The organism is Rhizorhabdus phycosphaerae, from assembly GCF_011044255.1.
GTDB classification, from domain to species: Bacteria; Pseudomonadota; Alphaproteobacteria; order Sphingomonadales; family Sphingomonadaceae; genus Rhizorhabdus; species Rhizorhabdus phycosphaerae.
In genome coordinates, this window is record NZ_CP049107.1 from 4,314,303 (window position 1) to 4,327,794 (window position 13,492).

A 13,492-nucleotide genomic window follows, 5' to 3' on the forward strand; every position below is an offset into this window, starting at 1 on the left:
CATCCCCGGCGCGTCATTTCTTGGCGATCTTCGACTTGGGCTGGAAGATCGCCACCAGCTCGTCGAGCAGCGAGCTCTTGGACGAGCGGCCCTCGGCATCGGGGTCGTCGCTCGACAGCGCGATCAGCTTGTCGGCCATCTGCTGATAGACCTGACCCAGCTTCGATGTCTTGCCCGCCTCGGCTATGGGTTTCCCCAGCTTTGCGGCGTTCACTGCCTGCTTGTGGTCATAGGGCAGCAGAAAGTCGATCTCGCGCTCGATCGAGTTCTCGAAATCCTTGCGGCCGATCTCGGTCAGGCTGGGGTGCACCTTGTTGGCGACGACGAGGACGCCGGCCTGCGGCGCATTGTTCTTGAGCCAGGCGAGGATGCGGATCGTGTCGCGCGTAGCGGCCAGCGTCAGGTCGACGACGAGCACGACCGACTGGACCTCGTGGAACAGGTGAGGATGCTGCACCATCATAGTGCGCGGAATGTCGACGATGGTGCACTCGAAAGCGCCCTTCATCTCTTCCTGGAGCTGGAAATAGGCGCCGCCGTCGGTGATGATCGGATTGTTGATCGGCGCCTCGGCGGACAGCACCGACAATCGGTCGTTGGCCTTGACCAGCGCGCGTTCGAGGAACAGCCCGTCGATGCGGGCGGGATTGTCGATCGCGTCGGTCAGCCCGCGTCCGGGCTCGAGGTCCAGCGAGAGGGCGCCGGTCCCGAAATGGACGTCGAGGTCGAGCAGCGCCGTGCTGATATCGGCGGTTTCGCCCATCAGCCAAGCAAGCGACGCCGCGACGGTGGAGGCGCCGACGCCGCCACGCGCGCCGATGACCGCCGTCATCGTATGGATCTTGGCATCGTCCGCCATGCCGTGGCGCGGCCCCATGAGGATCATCTGCGCCTGGGCCAGAGCGTCGCGGATCTGATCGGCGGTGAAGGGCTTGAGCAGATAATCCTGGATGCCGCTGTTGAGCAGCTCCCGGTAGAGGCGCACGTCGTTGACGGTGCCGGCGGAGATCACGATGGTCCCCGGTTCGCAAACTTCGGCGAGCGCGTTCACGTCGTTGAGCGGATCGATCGATTCGCTGAGGTCCACGAGCAGGATGGTCGGGCTCGCCGAAACCGACAGCGACTGGATCGCAGCGCGGAGCCCGCCCTTGTTGACCGACTCCGGCGGCCAGCCCAGCTCGAACACGAGCGGCTTCAGCAGTTCGGCGCTGAGGTCGTCGGTGACGAAGGCAGCGAAGGGATTGCGGGTCTGCTGCTGCTTGGCGTTGAAAGGCGCGTTCACTGTCCGCCCCCCTTGGTCGATTCGATCTTGAGGCCGTTCTGCGAGGTCGGCACGGCGTCACGCCACACCTTGATCGCCTTGGCGGCGGTGTCGGCGGTGCTGCCACGTCCACGCCGGCCCCGTACGAGGTCCTCGGGATTGGCGACCATCGCGGCGATGGTCGAGTTGATCCCGCAGCCGAAATTGCTCGAGGCCGCGCCGGTGAAATTGGGCTGGGAATAGGCGCTATAGTCGGGGCAGGCCGGAACGGCAGCGACCGACCGGCTGACCACGATGCGCATATTGCCCGGCGCCAGTGCGCCCGGCGTCACCGGCGCACCATCGCTCAGGAACAGGCCGTAGCGCGCGACCAAAGGCGCGATCGCGTCGGCGGGCGTCCCGGGCGCGGTGCCGGTATCGACGCTCACCCGGTCGCCATAGTCCAGGCCGAGGGCATCGAACCATTGCAGGACCCGGGCCCGGTCGTCGGAGCCGAGCTCCCCCGCCGGGACGTCGAACGTATAATCGCTGCGCTGGACGACCGGTTGATGGACGGATTCGACCCCGCGATTGGATCGGGCGGACAGGGCCGCCGGAGCCATTGCCGCGAGGCTTGCGACGATCAGAAGGACTGGCGCGCGCATCTTGCTCTCCCGCATCGCGATCATTGGGTCGAGAAGCCGGCATCGGGGACCGCGGGCTGCGGTGCTGCCGTCGATGCCCCGGTCGCGGGGACGGTCCTCGGCGGCGCCTGCTTGGGGGCAGGGTCGCGTTCACCCGAACGGCCCATGAAAGTCTGTCCACCGATGAAGCGTTCGGCGTCGGTCGCAGTCTTCATGCCCGTCGTGGGAAGGGCGATCTGCTGCGGCGATACCGGCTTCACAAGATAGGGGGTGACCACGATCATCAACTCGGTCTCGTTGCGCTTGAACGCGCTCGACCGGAACAGCGCGCCGAGGATCGGAAGGTCGCCCAGCACAGGCGCCTTGTCGACGCTGCTATTCTGTCCGTTCGACATCAGGCCGCCGATCATGAAGGCCTGGCCTGACCCCAACTCGACAGTCGTTTCCGCGCGGCGCGTGGTGATGCCGGGTATGGTGAAACCTGCCAGACGCACGGAGCCGGCATCGGTCAGTTGCGACACTTCGGGTCGAACGCGCAGCGAAATGCGGCCGTCGGCGAGCACCGTCGGTGTGAAGGACAGGCTGACGCCATATTGCTTGAACTCGACCGAAACGGCGCCGAGGCCCTGCGACAGCGGGATCGGGATTTCTCCGCCGGCAAGGAAGCTGGCCGTCTCGCCCGAAATCGCGGTGAGATTGGGCTGGGCGAGGGTGGAGACGAGGCCATCGGCCTCGGCCAGATCGAGCGCGGCCGCGATATCCAGGCCCAGGAACTTGCCGGCCAGTCCAAGCGAGGTTCCCGATCCCGCCCCCTTGCCGAGCGAGCTCAGATTATAGGTCGTCCCGGGCGAGACCACGAACTGCCCCGTCGCGGGATTGAACGGCAGCGACAACGTGCCCGCCGGAAAGCCATAGACCGAGGATGCGTCGATCCGCGGCAGGCCGCTGATGTCAGTGTTGGCGATGCTCCCGAAGCTCCGGCCCTGGGCGATGCCGAACAGGAAGCCGCCGGTTGTGTCGCGATTGAGCAGATTGACGCCGATCGACTTGGCGAACTCGCGGCTGACCTCGGCGATCTTGACCTGCAGGTTGACCTGAAGCGGGACCGCCGATTTCAATCGGTTGACCACCTGTATGTCCTTGCCGACGAACTGCTCGACCAGCTTCTGGGCTTCCTCGATCGCGCTTGGGCTCTCGACGGTGCCGGTCAGTAGAACGATCCCGTTCATGGTCGTCGCGGTGATCGCGGCTTCCGGCATGGCGAGCTTGAGCATCGCGTCCACGCTGGTGATGTTTGCGCCGACCCGGACGATCGAAGACCAGATGACCTTGCCGGCCCGGTCGGTGGCATAGACTGCCGTCTCGCCAGCGCCCTTGCCGAACAGGTAGAGCTGGGTCGACGACCGCACCTGCACGTCGGCGATCTTGTCGTCAGCGACGAAAAGATCGGTCATCGCGGCCGACAGCGAGATCATCTCGCCCGAACCGATCGACAAGGTGACGGTGTCGGTCGGGCGGCCGATGGTTGCCGTGCGGACCGCGCCGGTGCCACGCGCCGTTGCCGCTTCGGCGACAGCCGGGAACAGCACCGCAGAGGCTAGCACCAGTGCGATCGCGGGCCGCAGGCGGCGGTTCGGGAAGCGGTTGCGCATCACTTGGCGCCCGCATTGCTGAGCGTGACCGTATTGCCGCGTGCCACGCGGACGCCGGTACCTCCGGGGTTCGAAGCCGGCGATGCGGGTACAGCCGATGCCCCGGCGGACGTCCGCGGCGGCACGCTGGACCGCTGGAAGCGCGATACGTCGGCGCCGACGGTATAGCTCGGATTGTCGTCGATCGGGCGGGAGGTCAGCTCGAGCAGCATCTGCCGTTCCGCCTTGGGATCGACATCGGCCGGCAGTTTCACCGTGCCGCTGGCGATGCGCTCCTCGAGCTCGGCGCGATTGTCGGCGATCGAGCGGAGCGCAAGCGACAGCTGGCCGATGGTTTGGGCGACTGCGATCTTCTCGGCGATCTTCGGGGTAGCCTCGATCGTGACGTTCGACGTGTTGGCGACGACCGTCTTGCCTTCCTCATCCACGGTCTTGTCGGTGCGCTGGTCGGTCGCCAGCACGCGCAGGTTGCGGATGATGGTCTCGGCGGCCTTAAGCGGCGGGCCGTCGCCGCCACCGGGAACCTCCTGCGTCAGCATCAGGTCGACCCGGTCGCCGGGGAAGACGAAGCCGGCGACGCCGGATTGAGCGGAAACCGAGATGGTGATCGCGCGCATGCCCGGGCCCAGTGCCGCCGCGAGGAATCCGCGGTCGCCCGGCTTGACGAGGGCGCCCTGGGTCAGCGGTGCACCGGCGGTGATCGCATAGCGAACGACCGACCCGTTGAGGGCGGCGAGGTCGCTTTGCCCCTTGATGTAATAGTTGTTGCCGACGAGCTCGGCCGGCCAGCGCTGATAGCGGATGCTCTCCGGACTGATGATCGCGCCGACGGGCAGGGGGCGTATCGCCACGGCCACTTCGGGCCCGCTGGCCTGTGCGGCGGGCGCCGACAGCGCGGGAGCGGCCTCGGCTTCGCTCTTCCCGCCGAACATGGAGCGAAAGACGACGGCGGAAATGCCCGCCATCACCAGCGCCATGATCAGAAGCAGCAACTTCCTGGCATCCATCGTTCAAGATCCGTTCTCGCCCGCGCTTCGGGCCATGAAGGACTGTCCCGAAACGGGACCCCCGACAGGGCTATGCGGCCGATGTGGTTAACAAGCCGTTTGCGATGACCCACAGCCCGCCCAGCGCGATGGCGACGCCATAAGGCAGCTCCGGCCGCGCGGCGTTGGGGCGCCAGCGGTGGCGCACCAGCAGGATGATCGCGATCACGCCCCCTGACAGCGCCATGATGGTCAGCATCTGCAACAGGGCCTGCGCCGGCAGCCACAAGGCCAGCGCCGCGATCATCTTGACGTCGCCGCCGCCGATCATCCTGAGCATGAACAGCAGCGCGAACAGCAGGAACAGGCCCAGTGCGATGGCGATGCGCAGCGCCACATCGGGCCAGAGCGGTTCGCCGATGGCCCACCAGAATGCGACAGCGAAGATCGCGATCGCCGCGTTCAGCTCGTTCGAGATGGTCCGTGTCCGGATATCCGTCCAGGCAGCCATCAGCAGCAGCACGGCCAGAAGGATGCCGAACAGGTCGGGCAAATGCATGGGCATGGTTAAGAAGGGTAGACGGCCGCGCTTACCAAAATCTAAACGCGGGGCATGAACGACCCGATCATCAGGACCGACATCGCGATCGTCGGTGCCGGAATGGCAGGCGCCAGCCTCGCGGCCGCGCTGGCCGGGTCGGTGCGGGTGGTGATGCTGGAGGCCGAGGATATCGCCGGCTATCACAGCACGGGCCGATCGGCAGCCTTCTGGTCGGAAACCTATGGGGGCCCGGCGGTGCAGCCGCTGACGAGCGCCTCCTTCGCCTTTCTCGACGGCGCCGGATTTCTGGGCGCGCGCGGCGCGGTGCATCTGGCGGCATCGGGTGATGCGGGCCATCTCGATCGGCTCGAAGCCGAGTTCGAAGGTCGCGTCAGACTCGACCGGCTCGACCGGAGCGCGCTCGAGCAGCTGATCCCCGGCTTGCGGCTTGGCTATGGCGAGGGGCTTGCCGAGCCGAGCTGCCGCGACATCGATGTGGCGCGACTGCATGCCCATTATCTGGCGGAGGCGCGGCGCGCGGGCGCCGATATGCGGACCCGCGCGCGACTGCTCTCGGCCGATCGCGTGCCGGGCGGCTGGCTGCTGGGCACGACCGCCGGGCAGGTGCGCGCGGATTTGCTGGTGAACGCCGCTGGCGCCTGGGCCGACGAGGTGGCGGCCATGGCGGGGCAGCGGCCGCTCGGGATCGCGCCGCTGCGCAGGACCATGGTCCAACTGGCGGTCGAACCGGCGACGCGACCCGACATGCCGCTCGTGATGGATGCGGCCGGGCTCTGCTATTTCAAGCCCGAGGTCGGCGGGCGGCTCTGGCTGTCGCCGCATGACGAGACGCCGGTCGACCCGTGCGACGTGGCGCCGGAGGAAATCGACGTAGCGCGCGCGATCGATCGTCTTGAACGGGTCGTCGACTGGACGGTCGCGCGCAAGGAGCGGGCCTGGGCAGGCCTGCGCAGCTTCGCCCCGGATCGGGTACCGGTCTATGGCGCGGCTGATGCGGAGAGCAGCTTCTTCTGGTTCGCCGGGCAGGGGGGCTTCGGCATCCAGACCGCCCCTGCGGCGGCCGCGATCGGTGCGGCGATGCTGCTCGGCCGCGCCTTGCCCGAGTCGCTCGGCGCCATCGATCCGAGTCGTTATCGTCCGGGCAGGTTTGATGGCCGCTAACGCCCCTATCCATTAGGCAAAGTCATATGGCCAAAGGTGTTGCGGCTAGCCGCAACCGTTTGCACCTTACCTTACGGAACCAAGGATTTACTTGGATTTTTCCGAGGCTTTTTCGTCTTATACGAAGGTCTTACGAGGAATTACCATCCTGTCACGGGCGCCCGTTAACCATAGTCCGGAGCCATCGGAGAGAATCCAAACGGGGTGGCGTAGCATGGGTATCTATCTCAAGGGTCTGGAGCTCTATCCGGCCAGAGTGCACTGCGAAGGCGGGCTCTATCAGGCCGATTTTATCGACATACCGCACTGCCGCGCCTACGGCACTTCGGCGATCGAAGCCGAGTTCGCCGCAGCGGAAGCCCTGCAGCAGCATGCCCAGATGCTGGGCCGCTACGGCCGCCATCTGCCGCTTCCCTCGATCCCGGCCCGCGAACATCGCCTGCCGGACAGCTATGTCGCCTTCATCCCCGCACCGGCCGTCTGATCGCGGCCTCAGACCAGAATAATCTCGACATCCGCAGTCATGACCGACACCGGTCCCCGGACATCCAGCCGGGAGTCGAGCCGGTCGAGCGACAGGTCATAAAAGGCCAGACCGCTCTGGCAGACGCTGATGGCAACACCCAGTTGCAAAGCTTCCTCGAAAATCTGCGCGAGCGTCGGCAGGCCGATTGCCTGCCGGCGGATATCGCCGGGCGCTTCAAGCGGACCGGCGAGCAGGCCTACCGCCAGTTCGTGCAGGTGGATCGACGTCTCGCGACCGCCCGCGGTGGCGGCGGACGCAAGGCTCAGCGCCGCATGAAGACGTTCGGGATCCGCCGTCGGGAGCAGCAGGATCAGAGCGCGCATCGGCAGGCCGGATCTTTCGACACCTTGATCGTGCGGAAGCGGAAGGCCAGGGCATCGACCAGCAACAACCGTCCGGCCACATCGTCGCCATAGCCGGTGATGACGCGCACGATCTCCGCCGCGCCGAGGCTGCCCATGATCCCGGTGATCGCGCCGAGCACGCCCTGCTCCGCGCAGCTGACCTCGTCCCGGGCGGGATCCTCGCCGACGAGGCAGCGATAGCAAGGCTGGTCGGCTTCCCAGCCGCGCCATGTCGCCAACTGGCCGTCGAACTGGCCAACGGCGGCAGAGACGAGCGGGATGCGCAGAGCGACTGAAGCGTCCGATACCGCCAGCCGTGTCGCGAAATTGTCGCAGCCGTCGATGATCGCATCGGTTCCGGCCAGGAGCTGCTGCGCATTGGAACCGTCGATCCGGTCACGGACAGCTTCGACCATGACGTCGGGATTGATGGCGGCGACGCGATCGGCGGCGGCCTCGACTTTCGGCCGGCCGATATCGTCCAGCGCGAAGAGCGTCTGTCGCTGCAGGTTGGACAGGTCGACGACATCATCGTCGATCAGCCGCAACCGGCCGACGCCTGCGGCAGCGAGATACTGGATGACCGGCGAGCCGATACCGCCCGCTCCGATCACCGCGACCGAGGCGTCGAGCAGCGCCTGTTGTCCGACGCCACCAATCTCCTTGAGGATGATGTGGCGGGCATAGCGTTCGAGCTGATCGTCAGACAGCGCCATGCGTCGCTCAGCGACCGGTCGACCCGAAGCCACCCGTGCCGCGCGCCGTGTCGTCGAGTTCGCCCACCTCGGCGAAGCGCGCGCGCTGCACGGCGGCGGGGACCAGCTGAGCGATGCGCTCGCCCCGCCGGACCTCGAAAGGCTCGGCGCCTAGATTGGCCAGGATGACCTTCACTTCGCCGCGATAATCGGCGTCGATCGTGCCCGGCGTGTTGAGGCAGGTGATGCCATGCTTCAGGGCCAGACCGGAACGCGGGCGCACCTGGACTTCATAGCCTTCGGGTATCGCGATGGCGAAGCCGGTCGCCACGGCATGGCGCGCACCAGGAGCGAGCGTGACGTCTTCGGCCGCGACAATGTCGAGCCCGGCGGCATGTTCGGTCGCATAGGCGGGCAACGGCAGGCCCTCGCCATGGTCGAGCCGCTTCAGGCGAATGGCGATTTCAGGCGAACTCATCGGCGATCCTTGCAACGAGACGGGTGGCGACCTGGTCCTTGGGCAGTCTTTCCCAGCTTTCGACCCCGGCCTCGGTAACGATGTGGATGCTGTTGCTGTCGCCGCCCATGACGTCTCCGGACACGTCATTGGCGACGATCCAGTCCGCCCCCTTGCGCGCGCGCTTGGCAATGGCGTGGTCGACGACCTTCTCGGTCTCGGCGGCAAAGCCGATCAGCAGTCGCGGCTTTCGGGGGCTCCGGCCCAGCCCGGCGAGAATGTCCGGATTCTCGGCAAGGGTCAGCGTCGGCGCTGCGCCCGAGCCGTCCTTCTTGATCTTCTGTCCGGCCGCGCTCTCGGCGCGCCAGTCGGCGACCGCCGCCACCATCACCGCCACATCGGCGGGCAGCGCGGCATCGACGGCGGCGGCCATGTCGAGGGCGCTCTCGACATCGATCCTGTGCACGCCCGGCGGCGTCGCCAGCGTGACCGGACCCGAGATCAGCGTCACGCGCCCGCCCGCCGTGGCGAGGGCAGCGGCGATCGCAAAGCCCTGCTTCCCCGACGAGCGGTTCGCGATGTAGCGGACAGGATCGATCGGCTCATGCGTCGGTCCCGCGGTGACGATGACATGGCGTCCCGCGAGCGGCCCGCCCTTGAGGCCGGCCTGGGGCGCCTCGCGCGGCGCATCGAGCATCGCCACGATATGCTGCCAGACGACATCGGGTTCGGGCAATCGGCCGGGGCCATATTCGCCACAGGCCATCGCGCCCTCATCCGGATCCAGCACGGTGACCCCGTCGGCGCGCAGTTGTGCCACGTTGCGCTGCGTTGCCGGGTGCAGCCACATCCGCACATTCATGGCCGGAACGGCGAGCACGGGCTTGTCGGTCGCGAGCAGCAGGGTCGTCGCCAGATTGTCGGCTATGCCCGCTGCCATCTTGGCCATCATGTCGGCGGTCGCTGGGCAGACGACGACCAGATCGGCCTCGCGGCTGAGCTGGATATGGCCCATCTCGGTCTCGTTCTTCAGGTCCCACAGGCTGGTGTGGACTTCCTGTTCCGAGAGCGCGGCGAGGGTCATCGGGGTGACGAACTGCGCGCCGGCGTCGGTGAGGACGCAGCGGACGCTGCCACCGCCCTTGCGGATCAGCCGGACGAGCTCGCAAGCCTTATAGGCCGCGATACCGCCACCGACGATCAGCAATATCCGGGGAGCGATCATCGGATCAGCTTAGGAGAAGCATCGCCGCCGCGCCAGCCGCACCGGCCAGCAAAGCCGTCAGTGCATAGCGCCAGCCTGCACCTATGCGGATAACCTGTACCTCGCGCAGCGGGGGCGGGGGCGGGGCGCCGCCCGGTGCCGGAAAGCGCGCCTCGATCCGCCGGACGAGGTCGGGCAGCGCCGCGAAGGTCCGCAGATCGTCGACCAGGCGGTCGGCCAGCCAGACTTCGGGGCCCAGCTCGGAGCGCAGCCATTCGCGCACGAAGGGCTCGGCGGTGTCCCACATGTTGAGGTCCGGATCGAGCGTGGTCGCCACACCTTCGACCATCACCATCGTCTTCTGCAGCAGCAGGAGATGCGGCTGGACCGGCATGTCGAAGTCGCGGGTGATGCCGAACAACCCGTCGAGCATCTGCCCGATCGAGATGTCCTTCGCCGGCAGGCCCCGGATCGGTTCGCCGACAGCGCGCAACGCGGTGGTGAACTCGCCGATATTGTGGTGCGGCGGCACATAGCCCGCTTCGAAATGGATTTCCGCGACCCGGCGATAATTGCCGGTGATCAGGCCATGGAGGATTTCCGCCAGCCAGATCCGCGCGCGCCGGTCGATGCGGCCCATGATGCCGCAGTCGATCGCGGCGATCCGCCCGTCCGAGAGGGCGAACAAATTGCCCTGATGCAGATCGGCGTGGAAGAAACCGTCGGCGATTGCCTGCTGAAGGAAGGCCTGGACCAGGCGCGCGGCGAGTGCCTTCCCGTCATGGCCGGCCTGGGCGAGCGCCGCCCGGTCGGCCATCTTGATGCCGTCGACCCACTCCATGGTCAGGACACGTCGACTGGTCCGCGACCAGTCGATCGCCGGTACGACGAAGCCGGGCACGGCCAGCATGTTTTCGGCCAACTCCGACGACGATGCCGCTTCGCGCCTGAGATCGAGCTCGCGCGCGGTCCATTGCCGGAAGGTCGCGATCACCAGGCGAGGGCGAAGACGGGCGAATTCGCCGCCAATCGTCTCGGCATGGGCTGCCGCCCATTCATAGGTCTCGATCGCGCGGGCGAGGTCTTCCTCGATGCCCGGACGCAGCACCTTCACCGCCACGGTGCGGCCGTCGGTGGTGACGGCCCGGTGCACCTGCGCGATCGACGCGGCACCGACGGGCACCTCTTCGATCGACTGGAAGAGCGATTCGATCGGCTTGCCCAGCCCCTGTTCGATCGCGGCACGGATCAGCGGGAAGGGCGCAGGCGGCAAGGCGTCCTGCAGGCGGCTGAGATCGGCTGCCGCCTCCTCACCCACAAGGTCGGGCCGGGTCGCCAGCGCCTGTCCCAGCTTGATCGCCGCCGGGCCAAGCGTCTCGAAGGCGTCGGCATAGGCCGGCCGTTCGGGTACCCGCGCGCCGAAGCGGGCGATGCGCACGAGCCGGCGGATGGGCGGCGGCGTAAGCGGGTCGCGCTCGATCCCCCGCAGCGCGCCATGACGTGCGAGCGTGCGCCCCCACCGAAGCAAGCGGGAGAGATGGACGATCGTGGCGGTCAAATCTTCCAGCCGCTATGGATGGCGACCAGACCGCCCAGCATCGGCTCGACCTTAGCCTGCACGAAGCCCGCCGCGGCGATCTCGGCGCGGAAGTCCTCCATGCCCGGGAAGCGGCGAATCGATTCGACGAGGTAGCGATAGCTTTCCTCGTCGCCGGCCAGCAGCTTGCCGAGTTTGGGCACGAGACTGTGCGAATAGGCGTCGTAGACTTCCTTGAACCCCGGCCACAGCGTCGTGGAGAATTCGAGGCAGAAGAAGCGACCGCCGCGCTTCAGCACGCGATGCGCTTCGGACAACGCCTGCGCCCGGAAGGTGACGTTCCTGATGCCAAAGGCGATCGTATAGGCATCGAAGCGGCCCGACTCGAAGCTCAGTGCCTCGGCATTCTGCTCGGACCAGGACAGGCCTTCGATTCCGCGCTTGGCTGCGCGCTCGCGGCCGACCTCGAGCATCGCCGGGTTGATGTCCGATACCATGATCGCGGCGCCCGAACGGGCGAGCCGGAAGGCGATGTCGCCGGTCCCGCCTGCCATGTCGAGAATCTCCTCGCCAGCGCGGGGCTTTACCCGGCGGACGAAGCGGTCCTTCCACAGCCGGTGCATGCCACCCGACATGGCGTCGTTCATCAGGTCGTAGCGACCGGCGACGTTGCGAAAGACCTCGCCGACACGGGCAGTCTTCTCTTCGGGCGTGACGTCGGCATAGCCGAAGGAAACGGTATCGCTCATGGAGGGACGCTCTAGCGGCAGGCAGGCCGGACGGCAAACCCAGTCTCCGCCGATTCCCCAAAGTTTCCGGTCGGTCGGGGAAGCCGCCGGTGGTGCTTCCGCCGCGCCCCACAGTTCAGTACAGGCGGATCATGCCCGAGCTTCCCGAAGTCGAGACCACTGTGCGCGGCCTGCGCCCTCCTCTCGAAGGCCACCGCCTGACCCGCGTGGAGACGCGGCGCGGCGATCTGCGCCGGCCTTTCCCTGCGGACCTGCGCCAGCGCCTGACGGGTGCCAAGGTCACCGGGCTGGGGCGGCGGGCGAAATACGGCCTGATCGAGACCGATCGGGAGGACGTGATGATCTTCCACCTCGGCATGTCGGGGCGGTGGAGGATCGACCCGACGGATATCGGCAAGCACGACCATCTGATTCTCGAAACCGATCAGGGTCGTGTCCTGGCTTTATGCGACCCGCGCCGATTCGGTTCGGTCGACCTGGTAAGGGCAACAGAGCTTCCATCCTTCGGCCCGTTCCTCGCACTGGGCCCGGAACCGCTCGGCCCCGATCTGAGCGGCGCCTATCTGGAAAAGGCGCTCGCGGGCCGGATCGCGCCGATCAAGCTTCTGCTACTCGACCAGCGCATCGTGGCGGGGCTCGGCAATATCTATGTCTGCGAGGCGCTGCACATGACCGGTATCGCGCCTGGGACGATGGGCGGCAGGCTGTCACGTGCGAGGCTCGACCGACTCGTCGAATCGATCCGTACCGTGCTGGCCGCCGCGATCGAGGCCGGGGGCTCGACCCTGCGCGATTATGCGCGGCCCGATGGCGAACTGGGCTATTTCGCCAAGCAGTGGCTCGTCTATGGACGCGAGGGAGAAGCGTGCCATTGCGGGGCGCTGGTGAAACGGCGGGTCGATGGCGGGCGGTCGACCTTCTACTGCTCCAAATGCCAGAAATAGGGGCCCTGCAAGGTTGACCGGGGGAGGGCTTCTGTGTATTGGGCCGGCCTTCCCGGTGAGGGCATGATGCTCGCGCCGCTTCTGTCATCATAGCTAGGGTTTGAACGAGCATGGCGAATACGCCGCAGGCAAAAAAGCGCATCCGTCGCAACGACCGTCGCGCCGAGATCAACGGTGCCCGGGTCAGCCGGATCCGGACTTTCGTGAAGAAGGTCGAGTCCGCGCTTGCTGCCGGCGACAAGTCCGCCGCCACCGCAGCGCTCGCTGCGGCTCAGCCCGAAATGTTCCGCGGCGTCACCAAGGGCGTTCTTCACAAGAATACCGTGGCCCGGAAGTTCTCGCGTCTGTCGAAGCGGGTTTCCGCGCTCGGCTAACGTTACGGCCAAGGCTGTTTTCGACGAAGCCCGTCGGCACCATGCCGGCGGGCTTCGTCATGTCCGGGTCACAAAAACGTAACCCTCGGAATTATCGTGATTCTTGTCAGCATGCCTAAGCTCGCCTTTCCAAGGTATTGAAAAACAGGCAGAAAATATTTTTCCACAGGCAGAGGCCCGCACCATCTGGAGTCAAGCCCATATTGCGGGTTCATGACGAAATAGATGGTCTTGATCCGCTTTGCGGCTTCTCCATAGAGTGCGCTCAACGGCCGCGGCGCGAATCTGTCGCAACGGCTTCAATAGGATTTTCAGAAGGGGGCTCCGGAGTCGTCGACTTCGGATCGGGGAAGCCTTTGCCCTTCGTGATGTTCGAATTCAGGGGGGCGGACGGTGTCCGCTCGGGAAGGATGCTGC

Annotated in this window: 15 protein-coding genes; 4 read left to right on the forward strand and 11 right to left on the reverse strand. The window is 66.6% G+C overall.

Annotation, left to right across the window (positions count from 1 at the left end):
• Positions 1–13: 13 nt before the first annotated feature.
• From G6P88_RS20100 to G6P88_RS20120, 5 genes are all read right to left on the reverse strand, one after another.
• Positions 14–1,282, reverse strand: coding sequence for a pilus assembly protein CpaE (locus G6P88_RS20100; RefSeq protein ID WP_165324789.1), 1,269 nt, complete (start codon positions 1,280–1,282; stop codon positions 14–16).
• Entirely contained in the window at positions 1,279–1,905 is a 627-nt protein-coding gene (locus tag G6P88_RS20105; RefSeq protein WP_165324790.1) for a CpaD family pilus assembly protein, read from the reverse strand. Before G6P88_RS20105 ends, G6P88_RS20100 begins: the two co-directional genes overlap by 4 nt.
• 20 nt (positions 1,906–1,925) lie before the next feature.
• On the reverse strand, positions 1,926–3,536 hold the full coding sequence (locus G6P88_RS20110) for a type II and III secretion system protein family protein (RefSeq protein ID WP_165324791.1): 1,611 nt from the start codon (positions 3,534–3,536) through the stop codon (positions 1,926–1,928).
• Positions 3,536–4,543, reverse strand: coding sequence for a Flp pilus assembly protein CpaB (gene cpaB, locus G6P88_RS20115; protein WP_165324792.1), 1,008 nt, complete (start codon positions 4,541–4,543; stop codon positions 3,536–3,538). Before cpaB ends, G6P88_RS20110 begins: the two co-directional genes overlap by 1 nt.
• Before the next feature lie 70 nt (positions 4,544–4,613).
• The gene (locus G6P88_RS20120; protein ID WP_165324793.1) at positions 4,614–5,087 is read right to left on the reverse strand and encodes an A24 family peptidase; all 474 of its coding nucleotides are present in this window, start codon (positions 5,085–5,087) and stop codon (positions 4,614–4,616) included.
• Between the two features lie 48 nt (positions 5,088–5,135).
• On the opposite strand from G6P88_RS20120, the gene G6P88_RS20125 reads away from it, so the two are divergent.
• Together G6P88_RS20125 and G6P88_RS20130 are read left to right on the forward strand one after the other, a co-directional pair.
• Positions 5,136–6,245 (forward strand): NAD(P)/FAD-dependent oxidoreductase, encoded by a 1,110-nt coding sequence (locus tag G6P88_RS20125; RefSeq protein WP_165324794.1) that lies wholly within the window; start codon positions 5,136–5,138, stop codon positions 6,243–6,245.
• Positions 6,246–6,459: 214 nt separating this feature from the next.
• Entirely contained in the window at positions 6,460–6,729 is a 270-nt protein-coding gene (locus G6P88_RS20130) for a type II toxin-antitoxin system HicB family antitoxin (protein ID WP_165324795.1), read from the forward strand.
• An 8-nt stretch (positions 6,730–6,737) separates the two neighbouring features.
• Here G6P88_RS20130 and G6P88_RS20135 read toward each other — a convergent pair whose 3' ends face one another.
• The 6 genes from G6P88_RS20135 to G6P88_RS20160 are packed head-to-tail and all read right to left on the reverse strand — an operon-like array spanning position 6,738 to position 11,757.
• A complete protein-coding gene (locus tag G6P88_RS20135; protein WP_165324796.1) occupies positions 6,738–7,094 on the reverse strand; it encodes a hypothetical protein in 357 nt (118 codons plus the stop codon).
• Positions 7,082–7,831, reverse strand: a complete 750-nt coding sequence (locus G6P88_RS20140; protein WP_165324797.1) for a HesA/MoeB/ThiF family protein — start codon at positions 7,829–7,831, stop codon at positions 7,082–7,084. The genes G6P88_RS20135 and G6P88_RS20140 overlap by 13 nt, the downstream gene beginning before the upstream one ends.
• Positions 7,832–7,838: 7 nt before the next feature.
• The gene (gene dut / locus G6P88_RS20145) at positions 7,839–8,288 is read right to left on the reverse strand and encodes a dUTP diphosphatase (RefSeq protein ID WP_165324798.1); all 450 of its coding nucleotides are present in this window, start codon (positions 8,286–8,288) and stop codon (positions 7,839–7,841) included.
• Positions 8,275–9,492, reverse strand: coding sequence for a bifunctional phosphopantothenoylcysteine decarboxylase/phosphopantothenate--cysteine ligase CoaBC (gene coaBC, locus G6P88_RS20150; protein ID WP_165324799.1), 1,218 nt, complete (start codon positions 9,490–9,492; stop codon positions 8,275–8,277). The genes dut and coaBC overlap by 14 nt, the downstream gene beginning before the upstream one ends.
• A gap of 4 nt (positions 9,493–9,496) precedes the next feature.
• A complete protein-coding gene (ubiB, locus tag G6P88_RS20155; RefSeq protein WP_165324800.1) occupies positions 9,497–11,029 on the reverse strand; it encodes a 2-polyprenylphenol 6-hydroxylase in 1,533 nt (510 codons plus the stop codon).
• Entirely contained in the window at positions 11,026–11,757 is a 732-nt protein-coding gene (locus tag G6P88_RS20160) for a class I SAM-dependent methyltransferase (protein WP_165324801.1), read from the reverse strand. Before G6P88_RS20160 ends, ubiB begins: the two co-directional genes overlap by 4 nt.
• 131 nt (positions 11,758–11,888) lie before the next feature.
• Here G6P88_RS20160 and mutM point away from each other — a divergent pair, with 131 nt between their 5' ends.
• Entirely contained in the window at positions 11,889–12,701 is an 813-nt protein-coding gene (mutM, locus tag G6P88_RS20165; RefSeq protein ID WP_165324802.1) for a bifunctional DNA-formamidopyrimidine glycosylase/DNA-(apurinic or apyrimidinic site) lyase, read from the forward strand.
• A 110-nt stretch (positions 12,702–12,811) separates the two neighbouring features.
• Complete coding sequence (gene rpsT / locus G6P88_RS20170) at positions 12,812–13,075, forward strand: 30S ribosomal protein S20 (protein WP_165324803.1); 264 nt, start codon at positions 12,812–12,814, stop codon at positions 13,073–13,075.
• Positions 13,076–13,492: the final 417 nt, after the last annotated feature.

Bases quoted from the DNA above. Each gene is read 5' to 3' on its own strand.
- rpsT (WP_165324803.1), top strand. From the start codon at position 12,812: ATGGCGAATACGCCGCAGGCAAAAAAGCGCATCCGTCGCAACGACCGT.
- G6P88_RS20140 (WP_165324797.1), bottom strand. From the start codon at position 7,831: ATGGCGCTGTCTGACGATCAGCTCGAACGCTATGCCCGCCACATCATC.
- dut (WP_165324798.1), bottom strand. From the start codon at position 8,288: ATGAGTTCGCCTGAAATCGCCATTCGCCTGAAGCGGCTCGACCATGGC.
- G6P88_RS20120 (WP_165324793.1), bottom strand. From the start codon at position 5,087: ATGCCCATGCATTTGCCCGACCTGTTCGGCATCCTTCTGGCCGTGCTG.
- G6P88_RS20135 (WP_165324796.1), bottom strand. From the start codon at position 7,094: ATGCGCGCTCTGATCCTGCTGCTCCCGACGGCGGATCCCGAACGTCTT.
- G6P88_RS20105 (WP_165324790.1), bottom strand. From the start codon at position 1,905: ATGCGCGCGCCAGTCCTTCTGATCGTCGCAAGCCTCGCGGCAATGGCT.
- mutM (WP_165324802.1), top strand. From the start codon at position 11,889: ATGCCCGAGCTTCCCGAAGTCGAGACCACTGTGCGCGGCCTGCGCCCT.
- G6P88_RS20110 (WP_165324791.1), bottom strand. From the start codon at position 3,536: ATGCGCAACCGCTTCCCGAACCGCCGCCTGCGGCCCGCGATCGCACTG.
- G6P88_RS20160 (WP_165324801.1), bottom strand. From the start codon at position 11,757: ATGAGCGATACCGTTTCCTTCGGCTATGCCGACGTCACGCCCGAAGAG.
- cpaB (WP_165324792.1), bottom strand. From the start codon at position 4,543: ATGGATGCCAGGAAGTTGCTGCTTCTGATCATGGCGCTGGTGATGGCG.
- G6P88_RS20130 (WP_165324795.1), top strand. From the start codon at position 6,460: ATGGGTATCTATCTCAAGGGTCTGGAGCTCTATCCGGCCAGAGTGCAC.
- coaBC (WP_165324799.1), bottom strand. From the start codon at position 9,492: ATGATCGCTCCCCGGATATTGCTGATCGTCGGTGGCGGTATCGCGGCC.
- G6P88_RS20125 (WP_165324794.1), top strand. From the start codon at position 5,136: ATGAACGACCCGATCATCAGGACCGACATCGCGATCGTCGGTGCCGGA.